Below are 26,733 nucleotides of genomic sequence, written 5' to 3' on the forward strand. Positions count from 1 at the left end.
AGCGCACTGACATGACGCTACTTTCCGTGCTGGATCAAACGCCCGTCATATCGGGGCACTCGGTGGCGGACGCGATTGCCGCCACCGTGGAACTCGCGCAACTCGCCGACGATCTCGGCTACACGCGCTACTGGTGCGCCGAGCATCACGGCTTGCGCGGCGTGTCGAACCCATGTCCCGAAGTGATGCTCGCGCGCCTTGGCAGCGTCACGCGACGCATCCGGCTGGGCTCCGGCGGCATCATGCTGCCGTACTACAGCCCGTTCAAGGTCGCCGAGCAATTCATGATGCTGGAGGCGCTGTTCCCTAACCGCATCGATCTCGGCGTGGGACGCGCGCCCGGCGGCGACATGCGCACAGCCCAGGCGGTTGCCGCGGGCGACTACAACCGCGGCGAAATTTTCCCGCAACAGGTGGCCGATCTGCTCGGCCTGATGCACGGCACGCTGCCTGCCGATCACGTCGCGAAGGGCGTACTGCTGCAACCGCAAGTTGCCACGCGTCCGCAGCTGTGGATGCTCGGTTCAAGCGAGTTTGGCGGCTTGCTCGCCGCGCAGCTCGGCATCCGCTTCGCGTTTGCGCATTTCATCAACGCGCATTTCGGGCATCAGGTCGCGCATGCGTATCGCGAGCGTTTCAAGCCGAGCGAGGAAACGCAGCAATCGTATCTGGCCGCCGCCGTGTTCGTGATTTGCGCGGACACCGAACAGGAAGCCGCTGATCTGGCGAAAGCCGTCGATCTGCGGCGCGTGCAAATGGCTTATGGCCTGAACGAGCCGATTCCAACTATCGAACAGGGCGTCGCGCAGGAGTATGGCGAGCGCGAGAGACTGGTGATCGACCGCGAGAAACCGCGCAGTATCATCGGCACGCCAGAAGTTGTGACCGAGCGCCTCCATGCATTGCAGGAACAATTCCAGGCCGACGAATTGATCGTGCTCACCGTCGCAGGCAGCTATCGCGCGCGCTTGCGTTCCTACGAACTCCTTGCCGATGCGTTCGATCTCGGGCGCCCGGCTTCAACTTCTTAAACCTTCGAACCTGCATGAAACTCGACCTGAAGATTCTTGATGCGCGCATGCGCGACCAGCTTCCTGCCTACGCGACGAGCGGTAGCGCGGGGCTCGATCTGCGCGCGTGTCTCAAAGAGCCGTTGACCCTCGAACCTGGCGGAACCGCACTCGTGCCGACGGGGCTCGCGATCCACGTGAGAGATCCTGGCTATGCCGCGCTGATTCTGCCGCGCTCGGGTCTCGGACATAAGCACGGAATCGTGCTCGGTAATCTGGTCGGCCTGATCGACTCCGATTATCAAGGCGAACTGATGATCTCGACATGGAACCGCGGCGAGACCACGTTCGTGCTCAATCCGATGGAGCGTCTCGCGCAACTCGTGATCGTGCCGGTCGTCCAGGCCAAGTTCAATATCGTCGATGAGTTCGAGCAAAGCGACCGTGGCGCGGGCGGCTTCGGCAGCACCGGCAAGCACTGAATTGAACAGCGCAAATAAAAACGGCGTGGACCCTGGGGTCCACGCCGTTTTTTGTGCTGAGTACGCTTGAGGCTTACTCGACTTCGACCGCTTCCGGATTCGGATTGCGCGGCGCCGGATGCTCGTCGAAGGTCAACTGCACCTTGTCTTCCGCATCGACGTCGACCGATACACGGCCGCCGCTCATCAGCTTGCCGAACAGCAGCTCGTCGGCCAGCGCGCGACGGATCGTGTCCTGAATCAGACGCTGCATTGGCCGCGCGCCCATCAGCGGATCGAAACCGTGCTTGGCGAGGTGCTTGCGCAGCGCGTCGGTGAAGAGCGCATCGACCTTCTTCTCGTGCAACTGATCTTCCAGTTGCATCAGGAACTTGTCGACCACGCGCATGATGATTTCTTCATCGAGCGCACGGAAGCTGATCGTCGCGTCCAGACGGTTACGGAACTCCGGCGTGAACATGCGCTTGATGTCGACCATTTCGTCGCCGGTTTCCCGACGATTCGTGAAGCCGATCACCGACTTGCCCATTGCCTCGGCGCCCGCATTCGTCGTCATGATGATGATGACGTTGCGGAAATCCGCCTTGCGGCCGTTGTTGTCCGTCAGCGTGCCGTGGTCCATGACCTGCAGCAGCACGTTGTAAATATCCGGATGCGCCTTCTCGATTTCGTCGAGCAGCAGCACGCAGTGCGGCTTCTTGGTGACAGCCTCGGTCAGCAGGCCGCCCTGGTCGAAACCGACATAGCCCGGAGGCGCGCCGATCAAACGGCTGACCGCGTGGCGTTCCATGTACTCGGACATGTCAAAGCGGATCAACTCGATACCGAGCGTGAACGCCAGCTGCTTGGCCACTTCTGTCTTGCCGACGCCCGTGGGGCCGGAGAACAGGAACGCGCCGATCGGCTTATCCAGCTTGCCGAGACCCGCACGCGCCATCTTGATCGCGGCCGACAGCGCGTCGATAGCCGGGTCTTGCCCGAACACCACGCTCTTCAGATCGCGATCCAGCCTTTGCAGCTTGCTCCGATCGTCTTGCGACACGCTTTGCGGCGGGACGCGGGCGATCTTCGAGATGATTTCCTCGATCTCGTTCTTGCCGATCGTCTTCTTCTGCTTCGACTTCGGCAGGATGCGTTGTGCCGCGCCCGCTTCGTCGATCACGTCGATCGCCTTGTCCGGCAGATGACGATCCGTAATGAAGCGTGCCGACAACTCAGCCGCCGCCGACAGCGCGCCCGAGGAATACTTCACGCCGTGATGCTCTTCGAAACGCGACTTCAGGCCGCGCAGAATCGCCACTGTCTGTTCGACGGACGGTTCCGTCACGTCGACCTTCTGGAAACGGCGCGACAATGCCGCGTCTTTTTCGAAGATGCCGCGATATTCGGTGAACGTAGTCGCGCCGATGCACTTGAGCGTGCCAGACGACAACGCCGGCTTCAGCAGATTCGACGCGTCCAGCGTGCCGCCCGACGCGGCGCCCGCGCCGATCAGCGTATGAATTTCGTCGATGAACAGAATCGCGTGCGGGCGTTCCTTCAATTCCTTGAGGACCGTCTTCAGGCGTTGTTCGAAATCGCCGCGATACTTGGTGCCGGCCAGGAGCGCGCCCATGTCGAGCGAATACACCTGAGCGTCGGCCAGAATATCCGGCACTTCGCCGCGCGTAATTCGCCAGGCAAGCCCTTCGGCGATCGCCGTCTTGCCGACCCCCGCCTCGCCGACCAGCAGCGGATTGTTCTTGCGACGGCGGCACAGCACCTGGACCACGCGCTCGACTTCCGACTCGCGCCCGATCAGCGGATCGATGCGGCCGTCTTTCGCCATCTGGTTCAGGTTTTGCGTGAACTGGGCGAGCGGAGTTTCTTTCTGTGCAGCGGCTTCGTCAGACTCGGCGTTCGCGTCGCTCGCTTTCGCGGCGTCGGTGCTGCTCGTCTTGGCGATGCCGTGCGAGATGAAATTCACCACGTCCAGACGTGTCACGCCCTGCTGTTGCAGGTAGTAGACCGCATGCGAGTCCTTCTCGCCGAAGATCGCAACCAGCACGTTCGCGCCGGTCACTTCCTTCTTGCCATTCGAGGTGGACTGCACATGCATGATCGCGCGCTGAATCACACGCTGGAAACCCAGCGTGGGCTGCGTGTCGACGTCATCCGTGCCGGGCACGGTAGGCGTGTTGTCATGAATGAAGTTGCGCAGGTTCTGGCGCAGATCCTCGATATTGGCCGCGCATGCACGCAACACTTCCGCCGCTGTCGGATTGTCCAACAGTGCCAGCAAAAGATGTTCGACCGTTATGAACTCGTGCCGCGCCTGGCGTGCTTCCATGAACGCCATGTGCAGGCTGACTTCCAGTTCCTGGGCAATCATGCTTCCTCCATCACACACTGCAGCGGATGCCCGGCCTGCCGTGCGTGGGTAACGACTTGCTCGACTTTGGTCGACGCGATGTCCCGCGTATAGACCCCACAAACTCCCCTGCCTTCGCGATGCACCTTCAACATAACCTGTGTTGCGGTTTCACGATCTTTATTGAAATATTCCTGCACGATCATCACGACAAATTCCATTGGCGTGAAGTCGTCATTCAGCAGCACCACCTTGTACATGGATGGCGGCTTGAGCTTTTTCTCCTGCCGCTCCAGTACGGTGCCGTCCTGCTTGTCCGGGATAATCGCCATACACCCATTCTAAACATCTAGGACAGGCCCGCAATCCTGTCAAAACCCGGCCAACTGGCCGGTTCACCCGAACGCCGCCGCGCGGCGGAAATTCACCGCCTGCAAGCGCCATTCGACGAGCCGATTGCGGAGCCGGCCCCCTGTTCAGATCATGCGTCGCGGCCGTGCTGCGCCGCAGTCGGATCGAGTATCGCACAACCTGCCGGAGCTAGCTGACCGGCACTCGTTCGCCCAACTGACGGCGAGCGACCCGCAGAACAGCAAGTGAGTCGATTATGCGACTTTTCAAGACGCCCCGCTTGCGCAACCGCACATAACAAAAGCGGGAAAAACCCTGGAAACCGCCTGTTTGCAACGCGTGTAACGACGTCTCAAAATTTTCTTGACACTCGAATAAAGAGCCTCAACAATCAAGCTGGCACTTTTTTCACTGCGCCAAATTTCGAAAAAATGCCGATGGTGAGCTTGTGAGGAGGGAGCGGCTGCATCCCGCGGTCGTCGAGCTTTTCGAGGGCTCGTGGTAGTGACATGAGTTACAGGGGAAGTTGGAATGGCAACTGGTACGGTCAAATGGTTCAATGACGCAAAAGGTTTCGGATTCATCACGCCTGACGAAGGTGGTGAGGATCTGTTTGCACACTTCTCGGCCATCCAGATGAATGGGTTCAAGACCCTCAAGGAAGGCCAAAAAGTGACCTTCGAGGTCGTGCAAGGCCCGAAAGGCAAGCAGGCATCGAACATCCAGGCACCCGCCTGATACCTGTTCGGTACCCGTCCTTTTGAAACCCGGCTTCGCGCCGGGTTTCTTTTTGGGCGTCGCTTTCGTGTTGATCCGGAGTCCGTTGCAGATGCATCGACGTCCCAAATAACGGGCAGAGCGTCGCGCAGGCGATCTAACAGACGGCAAGCATAAAAAAACCCGGCCGCCTCAGAAGCGCAACCGGGATTTTCGACGATGCAAGCCGGGGCAATCCCGGCGCGCCGCTTACATGTTTTCGATCATCACCTGGCCGAATCCCGAGCACGAGACCTGCGTCGCGCCTTCCATCAGACGCGCGAAGTCGTAAGTGACGCGCTTTTGCAGGATGGACGTTTCCATCGACTTGATGATGAGATCCGCCGCTTCGAACCAGCCCATGTGGCGCAGCATCATTTCGGCCGAGAGAATTTCCGAGCCCGGATTCACGTAGTCCTTGCCCGCATATTTCGGCGCCGTACCGTGCGTGGCCTCGAACATTGCGACCGAATCCGACATGTTCGCACCCGGCGCGATGCCGATTCCGCCGACCTGCGCGGCCAGCGCGTCCGACACGTAGTCGCCGTTCAGATTGAGCGTCGCGATCACGTCGTATTCGGCCGGGCGCAACAGGATCTGCTGCAGGAACGCGTCGGCGATCACGTCCTTCACGACGACGTCGCCGCCCGTTTTCGGATTCTTGACCTTCATCCACGGACCGCCGTCGATCAGCTCGGCGTTGAACTCCTTCTGCGCGAGCGCATAACCGTAGTCACGGAACGCGCCTTCCGTGTACTTCATGATGTTGCCTTTGTGCACGAGCGTGACCGAACGGCGATCGTTGTCGATTGCATACTGGATCGCCTTGCGCACGAGACGCTCCGTCCCCTCGCGCGACACCGGCTTGATACCGATTCCCGATGTTTCGGGGAAGCGGATCTTCTTCACGCCCATCTCTTCCCTCAGGAATTTGATGACCTTCTTCGCCTCTTCGGATTCGGCCGGCCATTCGATACCCGCGTAGATGTCTTCCGAGTTCTCGCGGAAGATCACCATGTTGGTTTTCTCCGGCTCGCGCACGGGCGAAGGGACGCCCTTGAAATACTGAACCGGACGCAAGCACACATACAGGTCGAGTTCCTGACGCAGCGCGACGTTCAACGAACGGATGCCGCCACCTACGGGCGTGGTGAGCGGCCCCTTGATCGACACCACATATTCCTTCAGCACCTGAAGCGTTTCTTCCGGCAGCCATACGTCCGGACCGTAGACCTTGGTCGACTTCTCGCCCGCGTAGATTTCCATCCAGTGGATTTTCTTTTTGCCCGCGTAGGCTTTTTCCACTGCGGCGTCCACGACCTTGATCATGACCGGCGTGATGTCGAGACCGGTGCCGTCGCCTTCGATAAACGGAATGATCGGCTGGTCGGAAACGTTGAGCGAGAAATCCGCATTGACGGTGATCTTGTCACCACCGGTCGGAACCTTGATGTGCTGATACGGCATGATCGGACTCCAGTGAAGGCTGTGCTGAAAGCTGATGGGAGACTGCGAAAATGGGCGCTCCTCGCTACGCGCAATGCCGGACGCCCGCAAGCGGCCTGGCCGTTATTCTAGCCCACGCGGCCGCTGCACCGAGGCGAGAGCGGCTCGGGGTTTTCCAACATAAAACGCCCATGGCCGCCACGGCCGAGCGTAGTGTCTTATATAGGACTCAGCGCTTTCGGACACGCGCTATGCTTTATGATCGCGCCATCGACTACAGGCCCGGCGCATTCTGTTTGCGCATCGGCGCTTCACGCCGCGACGGGCGTCGCACGACTCCATCATTCTTATGCGCCTTCTCGCCCTGAACAAGCCGTTTGGCACGATCTGCCAGTTTTCCGCGCACGAGACGCGCGCTTCGCTGGCAGACTGGGTCAAGGTGCCCGGTGTTTATCCAGCCGGGCGTCTCGACTCGGACAGCGAGGGCCTGCTGCTTCTCACCGACGACGGCGCGCTGCAAGCGCGTATCGCCGAACCGCGTCACAAGCTCGTTAAGCGCTATTGGGCGCAAGTGGAAGGCGCCGTCGATTCCGTCGCGTTGAAAAAACTCGCGCGCGGAATCGATCTGGGCGACTACGTGACGCAGCCCTGCCGCGCCGACTATGTCGAGCCGGCCGATACGCTTTGGGCCCGCACGCCGCCGATCCGCTATCGCGCCGCGATTCCGACCACGTGGATCGAGTTGTCGATCACCGAGGGCAAGAATCGCCAGGTGCGCCGCATGACGGCCGCGGTCGGCTTTCCGACGCTGCGTCTCGTGCGTGTCGGCATCGGCGCGCTCGATATTTTTTCGCTTGGTCTGCAGCCGGGAGAAAGCGTCGATCTGCCGCTGAAAGCACCGTGGGAAGGCTTCGCCTGAATCGCTAAGTCATTGTCTGCGCGAGCAAAACGGCGCGTGAAACTCGCGAATGAAAAGCCGTGAAACAGCGACATTCGCGCAACTCGTCCAAAGCCTGGTTCACCTCAACGTCCCACATCGAAACTTTCCGGAAAATTCACGTCAACCGGCGCGCGAGCTCACGCGTTATTCGACGCAGATGCCGCTCGAAGCTGTCCGGCATTCAGCCTTAAGGGCCTTTTGTACAAGCCGCATGCGCGGTCAGTGCAGGCAGTCTGAGCGCTAGGCAGGCGCGTCGAAAATTTGTTCGATGCACCTGTCAACCGAAAGGTGGATGGCACGTTTACCGACATGACTCAAACATAACCGGGTCATTTGGTTAATTAACTAATGCTGAGGATTTTCAAAATGAACAAACTGATCGCCGCTCTGGTCGCTGGCCTCTTCGCAACGGCAGCATTCGCACAAGCTTCGGCACCGGCAGCAGCTTCGGCAGCTCCGGCAGCTGCTGCTTCGTCGGCAAAGAAGACCACGAAGCACGCTCACAAGAAGTCGCACAAGAAGGCAGCAGCAGCTGCTGCAGCTTCGGGCGCTTCGGAGTAAGTTTGTTGTAAAGACGCAGTCAAAAACTAGCTTCATTGCCGTTCTTACGGCGTTGAAAGGCAGATCACCGCAAGGCGATCTGCCTTTTTGTTTTTGACGCGCTCGCGTAACATTCCCCGGTTAATTTCAGCAAGGAGTCATGCCGTGCGATTTCCCATGCGCTCGTTGATGGCGCGTTTCGCCGTTGCCGCAATCCTGCCGTTCGCGGCGGTGTCGTTCGTCGCTCTCAATGCGGCCCCCGCTCATGCGCAGCAAATGCCGGCCGGCGCGAAACAGCCTGGCGAATTTCCGCGCGCGAAGCTCACCGCCGGCATGTTCGTGATCGACGCGGCCGTCGCCGCGAACGACGCGGATCGCGAGCAAGGTCTGATGTATCGCACGAAGCTGGCGCCGAACGAAGGCATGTTGTTCGTGTTCAACGAGAACGCCGTGCATTGCTTCTGGATGAAGAACACGCTGATCCCGTTGTCGATTGCGTTCATCCGGGCGGACGGCACCGTGACCGACATCGACGAAATGCAGGCGGAAACGACCAACAACCACTGCCCGAAGAACAACGGTGTCTACGCGCTCGAGATGAGCAAGGGCTGGTTCACGTCAAAAGGTATCAAGCCCGGAATGAAGATTCAGGGGCTGCCGGCTGCGCAGTAATTCGCGCACGACTTTGCGCGGCGGTTCGTGGGTAGATCGCGCAGTGCTCCGCCGCACACACCGCCTCATTTCGCAGCGGCAGCGCTCCTGAAAAGCCAGCCGCTTCGTCAGATCGATCACCGCAAAGCCGTTGCCTTCTCAGAGGCACCGGCTTTCGTCATTCTCGCCGCGCGTTGCCAGTCATTCCTGCATCACAGCACCGCCGCCCCCCGCCCCGCCGGGCCAGCCCTCGCCTGGCAAGATTCCTGCAAAAGACGGGCCGACGCGCTATCCTAGTATTCTTAGCAACGCAGCATCCCGCGGTCAGGGCGGCACAGACTGCCGCCCGCCAACCGTTTCAGGCGCGCTATTCCAAGGAGGTTCACGTGCCCCGCAAGACTCCCATCGAGCGCTACCGGAATATCGGCATCAGCGCTCACATCGATGCCGGCAAAACCACCACCACCGAACGCATCCTGTTCTACACCGGCGTGACCCACAAGATCGGTGAGGTTCACGACGGTGCGGCGACGATGGACTGGATGGAACAGGAGCAGGAGCGCGGCATCACGATTACGTCGGCGGCCACCACTGCCTTCTGGAAAGGCATGGCCGGCAACTATCCCGAGCATCGGATCAACATCATCGACACGCCGGGGCACGTCGACTTCACGATCGAAGTCGAGCGCTCCATGCGCGTGCTCGACGGCGCCTGCATGGTCTACGACTCGGTAGGCGGCGTGCAGCCGCAATCTGAAACCGTCTGGCGTCAGGCGAACAAGTACAAGGTGCCGCGCATCGCGTTCGTCAACAAGATGGACCGCGTCGGTGCAGACTTTTTCCGCGTGCAGCGGCAGATCGGCGAGCGCCTGAAGGGCGTCGCGGTGCCGATCCAGATTCCAATCGGCGCGGAAGAACACTTCCAGGGCGTGGTCGATCTGGTCAAGATGAAGGCGATTTTCTGGGACGAAGAGAACCAGGGCATCAAGTTCGAATACCGTGACATCCCGGCGGAGCTCGCTGACACCGCGAAGGAATGGCACGACAAGATGATCGAGGCCGCCGCCGAGGCGAACGAAGAACTGCTCGACAAATACCTGGGCGGCGAAGCGCTGACCGAAGAGGAAATCAAGCACGGCATTCGCGCGCGCTGCATCGCCAATGAAATCGTGCCGATGCTGTGCGGCAGCGCGTTCAAGAACAAGGGCGTGCAGGCAATGCTCGACGCGGTGATCGACTATCTGCCGTCGCCCGTCGACGTGCCGGCAATTACCGGTCACGACGAACACGACAAGGAGATCGAGCGTCACCCGAACGACACCGATCCGTTCTCCGCGCTCGCCTTCAAGATCATGACGGACCCGTTCGTCGGCCAGCTGATTTTCTTCCGCGTGTACTCGGGCGTCGTGAATTCGGGCGACACGGTCTACAACGCGATCAAGGAAAAGAAGGAGCGCCTCGGCCGGATCCTGCAGATGCATGCGAACGAGCGCAAGGAAATCAAGGAGGTCTACGCGGGCGACATCGCCGCGGCAGTCGGCCTGAAAGAAGCGACTACCGGCGACACGCTGTGCGATCCGAACCACGTGATCATCCTCGAAAAGATGATCTTCCCCGAGCCGGTGATCTCGCAGGCCGTGGAGCCGAAGACCAAGGTCGACCAGGAAAAGATGGGCATCGCGCTCAATCGTCTCGCGCAGGAAGACCCGTCGTTCCGCGTGCAAACGGACGAAGAATCCGGCCAGACGATCATCTCCGGCATGGGCGAGCTGCACCTGGAAATTCTCGTCGACCGGATGAAGCGCGAGTTCGGCGTGGAAGCGACCGTCGGTAAGCCGCAGGTCGCCTATCGCGAAACGGTGCGCAACAAGGTCGAAGACGTCGAGGGCAAGTTCGTCAAGCAATCGGGTGGCCGCGGTCAGTACGGCCACGCGGTGCTCACGCTCGAGCCGGCGCCGCAGGGCAAGGGCTACGAGTTCGTCGACGCGATCAAGGGCGGCGTGATTCCGCGCGAATACATTCCTGCCGTCGACAAGGGCATCCAGGAAACGCTGAAAGCCGGTGTGCTCGCGGGCTATCCGGTGGTCGACGTGAAGGTGACGCTGACCTTCGGCTCGTACCACGACGTCGACTCGAACGAGAACGCGTTCCGCATGGCCGGTTCGATGGCCTTCAAGGAAGCAATGCGCAAGGCGAAGCCCGTGCTGCTCGAGCCGATGATGGCCGTCGAGGTGGAAACGCCCGAAGACTTCATGGGCAACGTGATGGGCGATCTGTCGAGCCGCCGCGGCCTCGTGCAGGGCATGGAAGACATTGCGGGCGGCGGCGGCAAGCTCGTGCGCGCCGAAGTGCCGCTCGCGGAAATGTTCGGCTACTCCACGTCGCTGCGCTCGGCCACGCAAGGCCGCGCGACCTACACGATGGAGTTCAAGCACTATGCTGAAACGCCGAACAACGTCGCCGAAGCCGTGATCAACGCAAAGCACAAGTAGGCGCTCGCGCCGATGAAAAAAGCCTGCGTGCCGCAGCAAGGCCACTCAGGCTGACCGGTCAAAGCCCGTCCTTCATGGACGGGCTTTTTTTCGTCCATGAACGACGCAGGCGGTCGCTCGCCCCACGCACGTTTTTTAACGTGTAAAAATGCCGAACGGCGCCGCGACCATTGCCACGACGAATGTCAAACGCAAGCCCACGAGGAGACATGCGATGAGCCAGGATCACGAACATCCGCATTACAACGACGAGCACGACAAGCAGGAGTCCGCACCTGTCGATTGGCGCGAGCACGGCGTGAAGGTGATTCGAGGCGATCAGCTCGACACCAACACCGCGCAGACGCCAGGCATGAATCGCGCGGCCGCGATCAATGCTGCACGCGTCGGCGCGCAGAAAATCTGGGCCGGCACGGTGACGATCCATCCGAATGCGAAGACCGGCGCTCATCATCACGGCGCGCTCGAAAGCGTGATCTACGTGGTGCGCGGCCAGGCGCGGATGCGCTGGGGCGAGCACCTGGAGTTCACCGCCGAAGCCGGTCCTGGCGACTTCATCTTCGTGCCGCCGTATGTGCCGCATCAGGAAATCAATGCGAGCACCGACGACCCGCTCGAATGCGTGCTCGTGCGCAGCGACAACGAAGCGGTGGTGGTCAATCTGAATATCGACGCCGTCGAACAACCCGAAGCGGTGTATTGGGTCGATCCGATTCACAAACATCCGCACGATCACTAACCAATTTCACGCGACTCATGACGCCGACTGCTTCGCTGCGCCCTCGCCTTCTCACGCTGTACGCGGTTCTGATCGCGGCCAATCTGGGCGCATGGGCATGGGCGCTGATCGCGTTTCGCCACTATCCGCTGCTGCTCGGCACGGCGTTGCTCGCATACGGTTTCGGTCTGCGCCATGCAGTCGACGCGGACCACATTGCCGCTATCGACGCCGTCACGCGCAAACTGATGCAGACCGGCAAGCGGCCGCTCGGCGTGGGCCTGTCGTTCTCGCTCGGACATTCGAGCATCGTGATTCTGGCGACGCTCGGCATCGCGTGGACCGCGCATTCGCTGCACGGCCGCTTCGAGACCTTCAAGGCCGTGGGCGGCACGATCGGCACGCTCGTTTCCGCAACCTTCCTGCTCGTGCTCGCGGCCGTGAACCTCGTCATTCTGCGCGACGTGTGGCGGCGTTATCGTCATGTCCAACGTGACGGCGAACTGGCTGCTGCCGCGTTGGACACTGACCACGCAGCAGGTCCGGGAGGTCTCTTGTCCCGCGCATTGCGGCCGCTGTTCCGGCTTGTGACAAAAAGCTGGCATATGTACCCGGTCGGCGTACTGTTCGGGCTCGGCTTCGACACAGCGACCGAGATCGGCTTGCTTGCGATTGCTGCGTCCGAAGCCGGCAAGGGCCTGCCGTTGTATTCGATCCTGGTGTTTCCAGCGCTTTTCACCGCTGGCATGACGCTCGTCGATTCGACGGATAACGTGCTGATGGTCCACGCATACGGCTGGGCCATGGACGACCCCAAACGCAAGCTCTACTACAACGCGAGCATTACGTTCGTGTCGGCTGTCGTCGCGATCGTGATCGGCGGCGTGGAGGCGTTGGGACTGCTGTCGGACAAGCTCGGTCTGAACGGCGGGATATGGGACGCGGTGACGAACGCCAATGAGCAGTTCGGCGTGCTCGGCTACGGCATCGTCGCTGCGTTCATGGCGTGCTGGATCGGCTCGGTGCTGTTTCATCGCTGGAAGCGCCCTGCCATCGCGGCGCGGTAAATGCGTCCACGTCGACGCGCGCGTGAGCCGCGGGCGGTAAGCTTTCCATAGCTGCCACGCCGGTTCGTCCGCTGTAGCGCCGCGAGCGGCAGCGCGTCGCGCGCGAGGCGCCGAACGTGCCACAGCAATGTCGCGCCGACCGTTGTGATGCCGACACACACCGGCCCTTTTATCCACGGATCGCCAACACGACGCCGCAGCAAGCGCTCCAATCCGCGAGCAATCGCTTAAACTGAAGCCGCCTCATATCGCCACAAGCATCGCCGCAATCGTGCCGCCTGGCAGTCTGCCTGTCGCGCATCCGGCGCGGCTTCTCAGAACCGGCAACCGAACGGACTGGACATTCCATCGATGAAGACTCCCGCTGACCGATTCCCCGCTCTCGACCTCGCGCGCAGCACCGCCGACGCGTACGGCAATCATGCAATCGACGAATTTCTCGCCGGCCGCATCACTCGCCGCGATCTGCTGCGCCATGCGAGTGTGATCGGTTTGTCGCTCGTTGGCGGCGGCGTGCTGAATGCACCGGGAGCGCGGGCACAAGGTCAGGCGGGCGCAGGTGCTCCTTCGAACCAGACGATTCGCGTCGCGCATCTGACGCCTGCGGGCGCCGTCGACCCGCTCACCGTGACCGATGCCGCGAGCCTCGCGCTGCTGAACCAGACCGGCGAATTCCTGATCGACGACGACGGCGAAAAGCTCATGCTGAAGCCGGCCCTCGCACTGTCCTGGAAGCCTAACGACAACGGCGACGTGTGGACGTTCAAGCTGCGCGAGAACGTCAAATTCCACGACGGCCAACCCTTCACAGCGAAAGACGTGGTCGCGACATTCGACCGTCTCGCCGACCCTGCGAGCGGCTCGGCGGCGCTCTCGGTATTGAAGGGCGTGCTGTCCAAAGGCGGTGCGAAGGTGGTTGACGAGCACACCGTCGCGTTCCATCTCGACGCGCCGAACGGCAATTTCCCGTACTACGTTTCCTCGGACAATTACAACGCCGTGATCTTGCCCGCGAACTACGCGGGCGGTTATGAAAAGAGCTTCATCGGTACCGGTCCGTTCAGGTTCGAGAAGTATCAGCCGAAGGTCGGCGCATCGTTCGTGCGCAACCCCGATTACTGGGGCGAAAAAGCGTTACCGCAACGCGTACAGTTTTCCTTCTACGCGGACCAGCAAGCGCAACTGCTCGCATTGCAAGGCCGTCAGGCCGACGTGATGGGCACCTTCACCGTGCAAGGCGGCGCGGCCATTCTGAACAATCCCGACTACAAGGCAATCGGCGTGAAGTCGAGCGCGCATCGGCAGATTCACATGCGCAACGACAACCCGCTCTTCAAGGACAAACGCGTGCGTCAGGCGCTCGCGCTATCGATCGATCGCGAAGTGCTGGTGCGCGGCCTCTTCAAGGGGCGCGCGCAACTCGGCAACGACAGTCCCTTTGCGCCGGTGTTTCCGTCGTCCGATGCTGGTGTCGCGCAGCGCAAAATCGACGTGGCGAAAGCGAAGCAACTGCTCGCGCAAGCGGGCGTGCCCAACGGTTTCGACGTGACGCTGACCACCGAAAAGTACATGGAGATTCCAGATCTCGCGGTCGTCGTGCAGAACGCGGCGAAGGCGATCGGCGTGCGGATCAATCTGAAGGTGGAGAGCCAGTCGCTGTATTACGGCGCGGGCACACCGGGCAAATCCGACTGGCTCGACTCGCCGCTGGGCATCACAGACTACGGTCATCGCGGCGTGCCGAACGTGTTTCTCAATGCGCCGCTCACGAGCAGCGGCACGTGGAATGCCGCGCACTTCAAGAACCCGCAATACGATCAACTGGTTGCGCAATTCGTCGCGGCCATCGACCTCGCATCGCAGAAGAAAATCTCCGGCCAGATCCAGACGCTGCTGCTCGACGAGACGCCGATCATCATTCCGTTCTTCTACGATCAGCTGATCGCAATGCGCAAGGGCCTGAACGGCGTGCGCTTCACCGCGCTCGCGCAGCTCTATTTCGACCGCGCGGTGTTGAGCGCGTAAGCGTCTCACATCGGCGCGCAATTCTTCGGCAAGCGTTCACGATGTCGACCACAGTGAGTCCTCCCGCCTCGGCCCCGAACGGCAACGCCGGGCGCGTCGTGCGTTTTCTTGCAACGCGCGTCGGGCTGTCGCTGATCACGCTATGGCTGTTGTCCGTGATCGTGTTCGCGGGCGGACAATTGTTGCCCGGCGATATCGGTCGCGCGGTGCTGGGGCCGCTCGCCGACGCGCGTGCGGTTGCGGCGCTCAATCATCAACTCGGCGCCGACCGTCCGCTAATGACGCAATACGTCGAGTGGATTTCGCATTTCGTGCGCGGCGACATGGGGCTTTCGTACGCTTATCGCGAGCCGGTGCGACCGTTTATCGCCGACGCACTTGCGCATTCCGCGAAGCTCGGCCTGCTCGCGTTCATCGTCGTGGTGCCGCTGGGGATTGCGGGTGGCGTGTGGTCCGCGATGCATGCGGGACGCTGGCTGGATCGCACGATCAGCATTGCGGGTTTGTCGGCGACCGTCGTGCCGGAATTCGTGTCGTCGATCGTGCTGATTCTCGTGTTCGGCGTGTGGCTGCGCTGGCTGCCTATCGAAGCTTCGTATCCGCCCGACGCCGGCGCGCTCGAACAACTGCGTCATCTGATCCTGCCGGTGCTGCCACTCGTGCTCGTGTTCTTCGGCTACATCGCGCGGATGGCGCGCGCCGGCACCGTCGAAGCGCTCGACGCCGACTACACGCGCACCGCGATCCTCAAGGGCTTGCCGCGTCACACCGTGATCTGGCGGCACGTGTTGCGCAACGCGCTGCTGCCGACCATCACCGTGGCCGCAACCCAACTCGGTTACATGATTGGCGGGCTCGTGGTGGTCGAGACGCTGTTCCACTATCAGGGAATCGGCTCGCTGATCTACAACGCCGCCAAGGCGAAGGACTTTCCGATGCTGGAGGCAGGCGTACTGACCATCGGCGTGGTGTACACCGTTGCCAATCTCGTTGCGGATGCGTTGCACGTGCTGCTCAATCCGCGCCTTCGCGTAAGGAGCGCCGAATGAGCACCATTGTTCCGCCGGCCGCGCCGCGCGCCGCCAGCGAGCCGCGCTTCGATCAGTTGCGTGTGCTGCTGCGCTCGCCGACATTCGTGGTGGGCCTGCTCATCGTCGTGTGGTGGATCGTGTGCGCGATAGCCGGGCAATGGTTCGTGCCTGTCGATCCGTATGCGTCCGACCCGCTCAATTCGCTGACGCCGCCCGACCGCGCGCACTGGTTCGGCACCGATCAATTGGGCCGCGATGTGTTCTCACGCGTGATCGTCGGCGCGCGCGACATTCTCACGATTGCGCCGCTCGCCACACTACTCGGCACGGTAGCGGGTACGGCGCTAGGTCTCGTCGTCGGTTACTTCGACGGTTGGGTCGATAACGTAATGGGCCGCGCGATCGACGCGGTACTCGCGCTGCCGCTCGTGATCGTCGCGCTGCTCGCGCTTGCTGCGGTGGGCGCGTCGAACTTCACCGTGATACTCGTGATCGGCATCACGTTCACGCCGATTACCGCGCGCACCGTGCGCGCCGCCGTGTTCGCCGAGCGGCATCTCGACTACGTTGCCGCCGCGCAACTGCGGGGCGAACGCGCGCCCTACATCATGTTCGCGGAAATTCTGCCGAACGTGCTGCCGCCGATCATCGTCGAGGCGACGGTGCGGCTCGGTTATGCGATCTTCGCGGTAGCCACACTGTCGTTTCTTGGCTTCGGCATTCAGCCGCCCTCGGCCGACTGGGGCCTCGCGCTTTCCGAGTCGTACACGCTTATGGCGGGCGGCGCGTGGTGGACCGTCGTATTCGCGGCCGGCGCAATTGCCACGCTGGTCGTAGGTGTGAATCTCATCGCCGACGGCGTACAAGGCGTGCTCGACCGATGAACGGACCTCCGCCCTCCTCGTTCCCCGCCTTCGACGTGTCGAAGAGCGACCGCACGGATGCGCTGACCGTCGTCGGCTTGACGGTCACATACCGGATGCGCGGTCGCGATCGCGAAGTGTTGCAGGACGTATCGTTTCGTGTATGGCGCGGCGAAGCATACGGGCTCGTCGGCGAATCGGGCTGCGGCAAGTCTACGGTCGCGATGGCGGCGCTGCGCTATCTGCCGCGCAACGGCAAGGTGAAGGCGGGCAAGATCGTCATCGCCGGCGCCGATGTCAACAAGCTCGACGCCGACGCTTTGCGCACGATGCGCGCCAACACCATTTCAATGGTCTATCAGGACCCGGGGCGCGCGCTGAATCCGTCGTTGACCATCGCGCGGCAAGTGTCCGAAGCTTTCGAAGCCGCCGGCGTCGCGACCGGTGAAGCATTGCAACGCTCGCTTGAGATGCTGCAGCGCGTGCGCATTGCATCGCCGGAACGGGTGATGGACAGCTATCCTCATCAATTGTCGGGCGGCATGCAGCAGCGCGTGGTGATCGCGATGGCGCTCGCGTCGAACCCGGCGCTGCTGATTCTCGATGAGCCGACCACCGGGCTCGACGCCACCGTAGAAGCGGAAGTGCTCGACCTGGTCGCGCAACTGCGCGCGGAACTCGGCACCGCCGTGCTGTTCATCAGTCACAACCTCGCGGTGATCGGGCGAATGTGCGAGCGCGTCGGCGTGCTTTACGCGGGCAAGCTCGTCGAGGAAGGCGCGACGCAAGACGTTTTCACGCGGCCGCGTCATCCGTACACCGTGGGGCTGTTGCGCTGTCTGCCCACCACGGGCCGCAGCAAGGATACCGAGCGGCTCGATACCATTGCGGGCGGGCTGCCCTCGCCGGGCTCGGTGACGCAAGGCTGCATTTATGCGGAGCGCTGCCGTCTCGCCGACGACCGTTGCCGCCGCGAAGCGCCGCCGCCGTACCGCGTGAGCGCGGCGCATGGCGATCAGATGTCGCGCTGTCACTATCACGAGCGCGCCGTCGAGTTGCCGCGCGCGCTCGCGCAAGCGTTGCCCGAGCATAGCCTTGCGGCTGCAGACGAAAACCCGCGAGAGCTCGTCTTGCGCGCCGAGAATCTATCGAAGACTTTCCATGTGTCCAGCACAGCGCTGCGCGCGGTCGACAAGGTTTCGCTCGATCTCGCGGCCGGCGAAACCTTGGGGCTCGTCGGCGAATCGGGCAGCGGCAAGACGACGCTCGCGAAACTGATGCTCGGCCTTCTGACGCCGGACGCGGGCAGCGTGCTCGAACTGGACGGCGCGCCGCTCGCCGCACGCGTCACACGGCGCAACGACGAGCAGGTCAAGTCGTTGCAGATCGTGTTTCAGAACCCGGACTCGGCGCTTAACCGCGCGCATTCCGTGAAGCGGCTGATCGGCCGCGCGTTGTCACGCCTCGCCGCATTGCGCGGTGCCGCCATCGACGAGCGGCTTGCGACGTTGACGGCCGCCGTGCGTTTGCCGGAGCGCTATCTCGGCTCGCGCACGCGCCAGCTTTCCGGCGGACTCAAGCAGCGCGTGGCAATTGCCCGCGCGTTTGCCGGCGAGCCGCGCGTGGTGGTGTGCGACGAACCGACTTCCGCGCTCGACGTCTCCGTGCAGGCGGCGATCCTTAATCTGCTTGCCGATCTGCAGCACGAGCGTGGCGTCAGCTACGTGTTCATCTCGCACGATCTGCATGTCGTACGGTATTTGTCCGATCGCATCGCCGTGCTCTATCTCGGCAGACTGCTGGAGATCGGACCGGCTGCGGCAGTATTCGGCGGACCACAGCATCCTTATACGGAAGCGCTGCTGTCTTCCGTGCCGACACTCGAAGGCCACGCGAGCGGGGCCCGCATCCGCCTGTCGGGCGACCTGCCGAGCGCCGCGTCGCCGCCGTCCGGCTGCGTGTTTCATACGCGTTGTCCACGCAAGCTCGGCGCGATCTGCGAACAGCAAGACCCGCCGTTTGCCGATGCGGCCGATTCAGCCGATTCAGCCGGTTCAGCCGGTTCAGCCCGCGAGGCCGCGAACGGCATGGGCCGCAAGCATCTGATCCGTTGCCACATTCCCGCCGAGGAACTGCGTGCATTGCAAACCGCGTCGCGCGATCAAGCGAGCGACGTTGCTCGTGACAATCCCGCGAGTCCCGCCAACGGTGCCAGGCGCGACTCTTAGCGCCACCTCACAAACGTTGCTTGCGGCCCGGCTGTTGCCCACTGTTGAAGCTCACGCATTGCGGCTTTCTGCGTCTGCTTCTAAGTAACGCACCGCGGCGAGTGCGCTAATGCGGCTTCCGCTTTATCGCATGCATGCGGGCACGCGCGACAACAGCCGCAAGCCAGCGCGACGCGTACGCCCGGAACCAAAGCGCGGCAATTGCCTCATATCAGATTCAACGTTCGATATGAGGGCACCACAACATGCAACAAAACGTCCGCTACTCCGCGGCACGCACGGTCGTCGGCCTCGCGGCGGCCGCTGCTCTGAGCTTCGCCTCGCTCGCCCATGCGCAAACCGGCGCGCAAAGCCCCGCACCGACGGCCCAGCCGTTGTCGCCCACGTTGTCGCAAGCCGCGCCGCCTGTGGACCCCAGCTTCTCCGCATACTCGCTCGCGCAAACCTGCAAGCAGAAGAACGACAACGTCGCGCACGGTCAATGCGTCGGCGCGATCCGCGGCATCATCCACGGTTATCAGTACGGCGTGCTGTTCCTCGGCCAGCGCGCGTCGTTGCCGGCCAACGAAACACAGCGCGTGTCACTGTGTCTGCGCAATACAGCGGTTTCTTCGATCGTCGACGAGTTCGTCGGGGACGCGGGCCAGGTCAACGAAGAATCGCTCAAGCACACGCCCGCCGAAGTCGCGGTGCTGGGCTCTGTACACATGCACCACAGTTGCAATTAACGACGTGCGGCACCTGAGCGGCGCCCGAGCCGCGCCGCCGCGCATGGCGTGACGATTTCTTGTTGCGACTTCGCGTCCGTGGTACGCGGCGCGCCAGGAATGCCCAGAACGGCGCCGGGCGCTCACTGTCGCGCGATACCTGTGCGGCGCGCGCCGGGCTCAGAGCATTTCGAGCGGGCGCTTGCCGCGCGGCGGCTTGAAATAGCTGTCGATGGCCGCGAGTTCCTGAGCGTCGAGCCGCAATTGCAGCGCACGGTGGTTGTCGCGCACGTGCTCGACGCGGCCCGTCTTCGGAATGGCGCACACGCCCGGCTGCTGAAGCACCCACGCGAGCGCCACCTGAAACACGGAGACGCCGCGCGCGCCGGCTATGTCGTCGAGCGGCGAGCGCTTCGGCAGACGCGCGTGATCGACGGGACTGTAGGCCATTGCCGGCATATTGCGTTCGGCGAGCCACGGCAGGAGGTCGAACTCGGGCCCGCGCCGCGCGACGTTGTAGAGAATCTGGTTCGTCGCGCACGCCGCGCCGCCGGGCGTGGCAATGAGTTCTTCCATGTCCTCGGTATCGAAGTTGCTCACGCCCCAGTGGCGGATCTTCCCCGCGTCGCGTAGTGCTTCAAAGCCGGCGACCGTTTCTTCGAGCGGTATCGAACCGCGCCAATGCAGCAGATAGAGATCGAGCCGATCGGTCTTCAGACGTTTGAGGCTCTGCTCGCAAGCAGCGATCACACCGCGCCGGCTCGCATTATGCGGATACACCTTGCTGACGAGGAACACCCGATCGCGCAGCCCCGCGAGCGCTTCGCCCAGCAGCGATTCGGTCGCGCCGTCGCCATACATTTCCGCGGTATCGATCAGCGTCATGCCAAGCTCGACGCCTGAGCGAATCGCGTCGATCTCGGCCGCGCGGCGCACCGGCTGCTCGCCCATTTCCCACGTGCCTTGCCCGAGTTTGGGGATGCGCTCGCCGTCGGGCAGGCTCACGCTTGCGATATCGGTCGTCATGCTGACTCCTGAATTGACTGACTGTGGACTGTGGCCAAATGTGTGACCACGCGCCGGCGCAAAACCAATGCACGGCGGCGCTGCAAGAAAGCGTATCGACGAGTTTAGCCGCTGCAAGACCATCCGGCAGGCCATCAGGCAAAAGCCCGCTATAACGTAGCGCGCCAATGTCTTAGAATTGCTCCTCGCCCTTCTAGCGTAAGCCCCATGACCTCTGCCTCGGAAGACCGCTGGCGCGACCTGCGCCCGGACCCGGAAAACGACACACCGCTTTATCTGCAACTTGCCCGCAAGCTTGGCACGGCCATTCACGAGAACCGCTGGAACGCCGGCGAGGCACTGCCGTCGGAGCGCGTGCTTTCCGAGGCGCTCGGCGTCTCGCGAATCACTTCACGCAAGGCTATCGCGCTACTCGTCGAACAGGGATTGATTCGACGCACGCAAGGCGCCGGCAGTTTCATCACACCACGCTATGAAGATCCGCTGTCGCGTCTGTCGAGCTTCAGCGAAATGTTGCGGCGGCGAGGCTTTACGCCGAGTTCGAAGTGGCTGTCGCGCGAGATTCAGCCGGCCAATCGCGAAGAAGTGATCCAACTCGGGCTTTCGCCGGCTGCGGCCGTGACGCGTCTGCGGCGCTTGCGTCTCGCTGACGGCATCGTGATGGCTGTCGAAAATTCGACGTTCCCCGCTGCGGTGATTCCCGATCCGCAGGCAATTGGCGATTCGTTGTACACCTATCTGGAGAACCGCGGACTGACGATCGTCCGCGCGCTGCAGCATTTCCGCGCGGTGAATGCGAGCGAAGAAATCGCGCAGCAAATGAGCATCGCGCCGAACGAAGCGCTGCTGCTGATTACGCGCGTCGGCTACACGGCCGACCAGCGCGCTATCGAATTGACCGATACATACTGCCGCAACGATTACTACGATTTCGTCGCGGAGCTGCGCAAATAGGCGGACCTGTCAGGGCCGGTCCGATGCAGCGAAGTGGTTCCGTTAAAGCCACTTCGCGTCATGCGCGCCGATGCGCGATGGCGGCAGCGCAAGAAAAGCCGGCGTCTCTTCCAGTTGTTCGGCCGGTTGCACGGCCTGTACGCGACCGAATTCCGAATCGCCTGTGACAAGGCAATCGCGCACGTCATCGAGCGAAACATCGGGTGCTTGCCACCCGTCGGCAATCTCGCCGAACGATTGCAGCCACCGGCCTGTCTGTGCGAGCGAAACTTTGACGTGCCAGCTTCCGCCTTCGGTGGCGCGTCGGGCCAAGGCAGCCATGGCACCGAAAGCGGCGAGATAGCCAGTCGCGTGATCGAGCGCCTGACACGGCAGATGTCTCGGCTCGGGCGATCCGGCCGCGCGCTGCTCGGTCATCGCAATGCCGCTCGCGGACTGCACGAGACTATCGAAACCGCGCCGTGAGGCCCATGGTCCTTCGTATCCATACGCGCATACCGATACATAGACGATGCCGGGCCTCAAGCGCGCCACGTCCTCGGGACTGAATCCGCGCCCGGCGAGCGCTCCAGGCCGATACGCCTGCAGAAAGACGTCGGCGTCGCGCGTCAGACCGCGCAGAGTCCCGCGTCCTGCCGCGTCGCGAAGATCGACCACAGCCGAGCGTTTGCCGCGCCCGTTGTCGATGACGAGCGGCGCAATGTTCGGCAGATGCGGCCCGTTGATCATCAGCACCTGAGCGCCATGCTGCGCGAGCGCTCGCCCGGCCACCGGTCCCGCGATGATGCGCGACAGGTCTAGCACCCGCACGCCGGACAGCGGCCGGTTTCCAATATTGCGCGATGGCGACTCGAACGGCGGCTGGGGCTTGGGCAGTGCCGGCGGCGCATCGCCGATCCGCTCTATTTCAAAGAGCGGCACATCCGCGATTGCTTTTGCCTGGTCGAGCGCGGCCCACTCGCCGGGCGTGCGGATCAGCGCGGCGCAAAGGCCCGCATCGGCGAGAGTCTGATCGAGCGTGGCGCCCTCCCAGCCGCGAATGGCCGCCGCGACCGCGACGCGTTCGTTCTGGCAACCGAGCACCTTCAACACACCGTTCAGGTGATGCGCGAAATTCGTATGCAACTGGATCCAGCGGCCGTCTCCCGTCTCGTAGAAACCCGTCACCGGATCGCGCAGCGCGGGCGGCGGCCCGTCGTCGACGCGCAGGTAACGTTCGCTGCGGAAAGAAGCCAGCGCGCGCCGCATGTCCACCGTTACGCGCTGCCCGTGCCTTGTGCGCAACCTATGGTACTCAGCCGCCGCCAACCCCGTCGCCGCGATGGTCGCGGACGCCAGCGCGCCGACCCGAAACACCGACGGCAAGCCCGGCTCCGAGCCGGTGAAATGCACGGAACGGAGCGCGGCTGGCTCGCAGTTCGCAAGGGTCCAGATGTGGTGGAGCGCGAGTTCAGGCGTCATGTCGTTCACATTCGAGTAACGGGGATGCGATCGAGTCTAGAATTGCGCCTTGTGTTAATCAATCTTGATTATGATAATCAACATATATTGATTTCTTTGGTTAATCTCTACTTTGCCGCGCATTCCAATGCCTTTGTCCGACTCGTTGACCGCCCGCGAAGCCGCCGCCGAACTCGGCATCAGCCTCGCCACGCTTTATGCGTATGTGAGCCGCGGGTTGCTGAACTCGTCGCCGCACACACAAGGCAAGCATCGCCGCTACGACGCGCGCGAAGTGCGGCGGCTCGCGCGGCGCAAGGAAGACGGCAAACGCGCGGGCAAAGTCGCGCAGAAAGTGTTGGACTGGGGCGTGCCGGTGCTCGAATCGTCGATCACGCTGGTCGCGCAGGGCCGCCTGCTGTATCGCGGGCACGATGCGACGGCGCTCGCGCGCACCCAATCGCTCGAAGACGTCGCCGCGTTGCTATGGGAGTGCAGCGCGGCGCGCATTGCTGACGCGCCGGCCGTTCCGATCGCCGCTGCTCAATGGGCCGCGTGGCTGAAGCTGTGGGGCGACAGTACGCCGCTCGATCGCGCGCTGGTGCTGCTGCCTGCGGCCGCCGCGCAAATGCCGCGGGTGTGGGCGCTCGGTCGCGATGCGCAGCTGGACAGCGCCTGCGCCGTGATGCGGCTGCTGGCCGCCGCCATGATCTCGGCGGCGCCGTCGAATGCGCCGCTGCATCGGCAACTGGCATCGGCCTGGCAGGTGCGCAGCCGCCAGCAAGCGGGGCTGCTGCGCGCTGCGCTTGTTGCGTGCGCGGATCACGAACTGAACGCGTCGACGTTCACGGTTCGCTGCATCACGTCGACGGGCACTCATCTGTTCGGCGCGGTCGCGGGCGGTCTGGCCGCGCTTGCGGGCCCGCGTCACGGCGGAGAAACCGTGCGCATTGCCGCACTATTGGACGAAGCTTCGCGCGCCGCCGACCTCGATCGTTACCTTGCTACCCGTTTGTCGCGTCACGAGCACGGCATGCAAGGGCCGGTGCTGTCGGGCTTCGGGCATCCGCTTTATCCGGAAGGCGACCCGCGCGCCCGGCTCCTGCTGGAGTTGCTGCAAGACTGTGCGCCGGCCCGCTCGCCGCTCCCTCAGGTGCTGGCGCTGGCGCGAGCGGTGCGCGATACGACCGGCGCGGAGCCGACCGTCGACTTCGCGCTTGCGGCCATCGAGCGTGTGCTCGGCTTGCCGGCGAGCGCCGCCTTCACGCTCTTCGCAGTGGGGCGAGTGGTCGGATGGATCGCGCACGCAATGGAACAGGCGCGCGACGGCAGGCTGATCCGGCCGCGGGCGCGCTATGTTGGGGAGCTCGAGGCGTGAGCCGGCGGGCAAGCGCCCCTCGCGCCGGCACTCCCGCCGGCACTCTTGTCACGCCGCGCCAAGCCAGCGCGGCAGCCAGTTCGGTGCCGGCACGCCGAGCATCGGCTTCATGGTTCCGCGTTCCGATCCGCTTGCAAGCGCGAAACGCGCACCGTCACGCCCCGCGCTGACCCACGCCACTGCCCGGCGCGGGAGTTCGATAGATTCACCCGTGGCGAGCCAGTAGTCCTCGCTGTCGCCTTCGACCGTCAGCCAGATCTCACCCGAGATCACTTTGAAGGTGGACGGGCGCGCGACATGCCAGGCCGCGGCAGGCTCATCATGTTCAAGTTCGAAAATCCGCACTTCACGCATTGCCGTTCTCCTTCAAAGGGCTTCTCTGTTGTATCGATTATTGACGTGCGATGATCGAATACCCATGCACAGTTCCGAACACTTTCATCGGAACTGTGCAGCTGAAAAACCGAACAGTTGACGCGCGACGGCTCTGTTGGCCCGCACAACGCGTTAGGGGAGGAAACCGTATGCGACTCGAAATTCAGCTCGACCGGGACAATGGTGTGCCGCTGACCGAGCAGATCGTCGCGGGCGTGACCGCGTGGATCCGCTCGCGCACCGCGCATCCCGGCTCGAAATTGCCGTCGATCCGTCAGTTCGCAGCCGACTACGGCGTGAGCCGCTTTCCGGCGATCGAGGCTTATGACCGGCTGGTGTGGCTTGGTTACGTCGACTCGCGCCACGGCTCGGGCTTCTACGTGGCCGACCGGCCGCCGGGCGGCGCGCAGTGCGACGGCACGTCGGACCCGCGCCGCGCCGAGGACGAGTCCGACCACCTCCTCCAGCAGTTCAACCATCCCGGCGAAACGCTGAAGCTTGGCAGCGGCTTCATTCCCGAGGCGTGGCGGGACACCGACGGCATCGCCCAGGCGATACGGCACGTGCTGCGCACCGATCCCGCGAGCATGGTCGACTACGCGACGCCGCTCGGCAACCTGAGCTTGCGCGAACATTTGCAGGCACGAATCGCACAACTGGGGATCCGCGCGGACACTTCGCAGATTCTGATTACGAACGGCGCAAGCCAGGCGTTCGATCTGCTGATGCGTTACATGCTGAAGGCGGGCGACACGATCTTCGTCGAGGATCCAGGGTACTACAACCTGTATGGCCTGCTGAAGTTGCACGGCGTCCGGCTGATCGGCATTCCACGCACGCGGAGCGGCCCGGACCTCGACGTCATGCAGGCGCAGTTGAAGCTGCATAGGCCGAAGCTGTTCTTCATCAACACCGTGTTCCACAATCCGACCGGAACGACCGTTGCCCCGCCGGTGGCGTTCCGGCTGCTGCAACTCGCGCGCGAGCACAACTTCACGATTATCGAAGACGACATTTACGCCGACTTTCAAACCGATATCACGGACCGCCTCGCAACCCTCGATCAGTTGGAACACGTGATTTATATCGGCGGACTGTCGAAGACGCTGTCGTCGTCGTTGCGGATTGGCTGTGTGGTGGCGAGCCACGCGATCATCAAGGATCTAGTCGATATCAAGATGCTGACGAGCATCGGCGGGTCGCTCTTTGCGGAGACGGTGACAGCGTCGCTGCTCGAGCGCGGCGCATACCGCAAATATCTCGAGCGACTGCGCCGCCGCATGCGCGATGCTTTGGGCTCGACGATACAAACGCTCGAAGATGCCGGCTGGGAGGTGTTCGAAAAGCCGGTCGGAGGGAAATTTCTGTGGGTTCGCGTGCCGCATGTGGACAACGCTGAGCGGCTGGTGGAGTGCGGTGCGCCCCTGGGCGTGACCGTTGCGCCGGGCAGCTACTTCCGGCCGGGAATGGAGCAGAGCCCGTGGATCCGGATTCACGCCGCGTTGGGGAACGAGCCGAGGGCGCAAGCGTTTTTTCGCGCGGCGGCGGGGTTGCGGGGGTAGGGGTGGTGGTGCCGGGGTGGGTGGTCGCGGGGGTGGGTGGTCGCGGTTAGTGGTCGCGGGGGTGGGTGGTCGCGGTTAGTGGTCGCGGGGGTGGGTGGTCGCGGTTAGTGGTCGCGGGGGTGGGAGTTGGAGGCTTGGGTTGGTGGGCGTGGTTCGCATGGTTGGCGTGGTTCGCGTGGTTGGCGTGGTTGGCGTGGTTGGCGTGGTTGACCCCGTTCTGTCCGCGCCTGACTTCGCGGCTTCACCGCGTTGCATCTACCCCCGCCGCGCGCATCAGCTCCTCACGACCTGTCTGCCTCGCGCGGCTTGCGGCTTTGGCCTTCCTGCGTCGCCGGCTGCTT

The 26,733-nt window shown here is 62.9% G+C and carries 23 protein-coding genes; 17 read left to right on the forward strand and 6 right to left on the reverse strand.

Annotated features, from left to right (window positions below; genetic code table 11):
- The first annotated feature begins 11 nt into the window (after nucleotides 1–11).
- Together RW095_RS31370 and dut are read left to right on the forward strand one after the other, a co-directional pair.
- On the forward strand, nucleotides 12–1,031 hold the full coding sequence (locus RW095_RS31370) for an LLM class flavin-dependent oxidoreductase (protein ID WP_317022555.1): 1,020 nt from the start codon (nucleotides 12–14) through the stop codon (nucleotides 1,029–1,031).
- Between the two features lie 14 nt (nucleotides 1,032–1,045).
- Nucleotides 1,046–1,492, forward strand: a complete 447-nt coding sequence (gene dut, locus RW095_RS31375; protein ID WP_317022556.1) for a dUTP diphosphatase — start codon at nucleotides 1,046–1,048, stop codon at nucleotides 1,490–1,492.
- Nucleotides 1,493–1,565: 73 nt separating this feature from the next.
- On the opposite strand, the gene clpA is transcribed toward dut, so the two are convergent.
- Both clpA and clpS read right to left on the reverse strand, forming a co-directional pair.
- Nucleotides 1,566–3,863: an ATP-dependent Clp protease ATP-binding subunit ClpA gene (gene clpA / locus RW095_RS31380; RefSeq protein WP_317022557.1), complete on the reverse strand. Its 2,298-nt coding sequence runs from the start codon at nucleotides 3,861–3,863 to the stop codon at nucleotides 1,566–1,568.
- The gene (clpS, locus tag RW095_RS31385) at nucleotides 3,860–4,174 is read right to left on the reverse strand and encodes an ATP-dependent Clp protease adapter ClpS (protein ID WP_006050100.1); all 315 of its coding nucleotides are present in this window, start codon (nucleotides 4,172–4,174) and stop codon (nucleotides 3,860–3,862) included. The genes clpA and clpS overlap by 4 nt, the downstream gene beginning before the upstream one ends.
- A 550-nt stretch (nucleotides 4,175–4,724) precedes the next feature.
- Here clpS and RW095_RS31390 point away from each other — a divergent pair.
- Nucleotides 4,725–4,931 (forward strand): cold-shock protein, encoded by a 207-nt coding sequence (locus tag RW095_RS31390; protein ID WP_007180614.1) that lies wholly within the window; start codon nucleotides 4,725–4,727, stop codon nucleotides 4,929–4,931.
- A gap of 228 nt (nucleotides 4,932–5,159) precedes the next feature.
- Here the strand turns inward: RW095_RS31390 and icd are convergent, their stop codons facing one another.
- Nucleotides 5,160–6,416 carry an NADP-dependent isocitrate dehydrogenase gene (gene icd / locus RW095_RS31395; protein WP_317022558.1) on the reverse strand — a complete coding sequence of 419 codons (1,257 nt, stop codon included), beginning with the start codon at nucleotides 6,414–6,416 and terminating at the stop codon, nucleotides 5,160–5,162.
- A 328-nt stretch (nucleotides 6,417–6,744) separates the two neighbouring features.
- On the opposite strand from icd, the gene RW095_RS31400 reads away from it, so the two are divergent.
- The 11 genes from RW095_RS31400 (at nucleotide 6,745) to RW095_RS31450 (ending at nucleotide 19,678) form a co-directional block, all read left to right on the forward strand.
- Complete coding sequence (locus RW095_RS31400; protein ID WP_317022559.1) at nucleotides 6,745–7,314, forward strand: pseudouridine synthase; 570 nt, start codon at nucleotides 6,745–6,747, stop codon at nucleotides 7,312–7,314.
- Nucleotides 7,315–7,701: 387 nt separating this feature from the next.
- Nucleotides 7,702–7,896: a hypothetical protein gene (locus tag RW095_RS31405; RefSeq protein WP_011489640.1), complete on the forward strand. Its 195-nt coding sequence runs from the start codon at nucleotides 7,702–7,704 to the stop codon at nucleotides 7,894–7,896.
- Between the two features lie 144 nt (nucleotides 7,897–8,040).
- On the forward strand, nucleotides 8,041–8,547 hold the full coding sequence (locus RW095_RS31410) for a DUF192 domain-containing protein (RefSeq protein WP_317022560.1): 507 nt from the start codon (nucleotides 8,041–8,043) through the stop codon (nucleotides 8,545–8,547).
- Between the two features lie 365 nt (nucleotides 8,548–8,912).
- The gene (fusA, locus tag RW095_RS31415) at nucleotides 8,913–11,018 is read left to right on the forward strand and encodes an elongation factor G (protein ID WP_317022561.1); all 2,106 of its coding nucleotides are present in this window, start codon (nucleotides 8,913–8,915) and stop codon (nucleotides 11,016–11,018) included.
- Nucleotides 11,019–11,232: 214 nt separating this feature from the next.
- Complete coding sequence (locus RW095_RS31420; RefSeq protein ID WP_128595724.1) at nucleotides 11,233–11,757, forward strand: cupin domain-containing protein; 525 nt, start codon at nucleotides 11,233–11,235, stop codon at nucleotides 11,755–11,757.
- Between the two features lie 17 nt (nucleotides 11,758–11,774).
- Nucleotides 11,775–12,803 carry a HoxN/HupN/NixA family nickel/cobalt transporter gene (locus RW095_RS31425; RefSeq protein WP_317022562.1) on the forward strand — a complete coding sequence of 343 codons (1,029 nt, stop codon included), beginning with the start codon at nucleotides 11,775–11,777 and terminating at the stop codon, nucleotides 12,801–12,803.
- Between the two features lie 351 nt (nucleotides 12,804–13,154).
- On the forward strand, nucleotides 13,155–14,828 hold the full coding sequence (locus RW095_RS31430) for an ABC transporter substrate-binding protein (protein ID WP_317022563.1): 1,674 nt from the start codon (nucleotides 13,155–13,157) through the stop codon (nucleotides 14,826–14,828).
- A 41-nt stretch (nucleotides 14,829–14,869) separates the two neighbouring features.
- The gene (locus tag RW095_RS31435; protein ID WP_201701306.1) at nucleotides 14,870–15,877 is read left to right on the forward strand and encodes an ABC transporter permease; all 1,008 of its coding nucleotides are present in this window, start codon (nucleotides 14,870–14,872) and stop codon (nucleotides 15,875–15,877) included.
- Complete coding sequence (locus RW095_RS31440) at nucleotides 15,874–16,743, forward strand: ABC transporter permease (RefSeq protein ID WP_317022565.1); 870 nt, start codon at nucleotides 15,874–15,876, stop codon at nucleotides 16,741–16,743. Before RW095_RS31435 ends, RW095_RS31440 begins: the two co-directional genes overlap by 4 nt.
- Nucleotides 16,740–18,950 (forward strand): ABC transporter ATP-binding protein, encoded by a 2,211-nt coding sequence (locus RW095_RS31445; protein WP_317022566.1) that lies wholly within the window; start codon nucleotides 16,740–16,742, stop codon nucleotides 18,948–18,950. Before RW095_RS31440 ends, RW095_RS31445 begins: the two co-directional genes overlap by 4 nt.
- Before the next feature lie 245 nt (nucleotides 18,951–19,195).
- Nucleotides 19,196–19,678: a hypothetical protein gene (locus RW095_RS31450; RefSeq protein ID WP_317022567.1), complete on the forward strand. Its 483-nt coding sequence runs from the start codon at nucleotides 19,196–19,198 to the stop codon at nucleotides 19,676–19,678.
- A 159-nt stretch (nucleotides 19,679–19,837) separates the two neighbouring features.
- On the opposite strand, the gene RW095_RS31455 is transcribed toward RW095_RS31450, so the two are convergent.
- On the reverse strand, nucleotides 19,838–20,683 hold the full coding sequence (locus tag RW095_RS31455) for an aldo/keto reductase (RefSeq protein ID WP_317022568.1): 846 nt from the start codon (nucleotides 20,681–20,683) through the stop codon (nucleotides 19,838–19,840).
- A gap of 207 nt (nucleotides 20,684–20,890) precedes the next feature.
- Between RW095_RS31455 and RW095_RS31460 the strand changes: the two genes are divergently transcribed.
- Entirely contained in the window at nucleotides 20,891–21,637 is a 747-nt protein-coding gene (locus tag RW095_RS31460) for a GntR family transcriptional regulator (RefSeq protein WP_128590219.1), read from the forward strand.
- 42 nt (nucleotides 21,638–21,679) lie between these two features.
- On the opposite strand, the gene RW095_RS31465 is transcribed toward RW095_RS31460, so the two are convergent.
- Nucleotides 21,680–23,098, reverse strand: coding sequence for a CoA transferase (locus RW095_RS31465; RefSeq protein WP_317022569.1), 1,419 nt, complete (start codon nucleotides 23,096–23,098; stop codon nucleotides 21,680–21,682).
- A gap of 127 nt (nucleotides 23,099–23,225) precedes the next feature.
- Here RW095_RS31465 and RW095_RS31470 point away from each other — a divergent pair, with 127 nt between their 5' ends.
- Nucleotides 23,226–24,455: a citrate synthase family protein gene (locus RW095_RS31470; RefSeq protein ID WP_317022570.1), complete on the forward strand. Its 1,230-nt coding sequence runs from the start codon at nucleotides 23,226–23,228 to the stop codon at nucleotides 24,453–24,455.
- A 48-nt stretch (nucleotides 24,456–24,503) separates the two neighbouring features.
- Here RW095_RS31470 and RW095_RS31475 read toward each other — a convergent pair whose 3' ends face one another.
- A complete protein-coding gene (locus RW095_RS31475) occupies nucleotides 24,504–24,809 on the reverse strand; it encodes a DUF2917 domain-containing protein (protein ID WP_317022571.1) in 306 nt (101 codons plus the stop codon).
- A gap of 170 nt (nucleotides 24,810–24,979) precedes the next feature.
- Here RW095_RS31475 and RW095_RS31480 point away from each other — a divergent pair, with 170 nt between their 5' ends.
- On the forward strand, nucleotides 24,980–26,392 hold the full coding sequence (locus RW095_RS31480) for an aminotransferase-like domain-containing protein (RefSeq protein ID WP_317022572.1): 1,413 nt from the start codon (nucleotides 24,980–24,982) through the stop codon (nucleotides 26,390–26,392).
- The last annotated feature ends 341 nt before the right edge of the window (nucleotides 26,393–26,733 follow it).

It is taken from the genome of Paraburkholderia kirstenboschensis (genome assembly GCF_032806925.1).
GTDB lineage: Bacteria > Pseudomonadota > Gammaproteobacteria > Burkholderiales > Burkholderiaceae > Paraburkholderia > Paraburkholderia kirstenboschensis.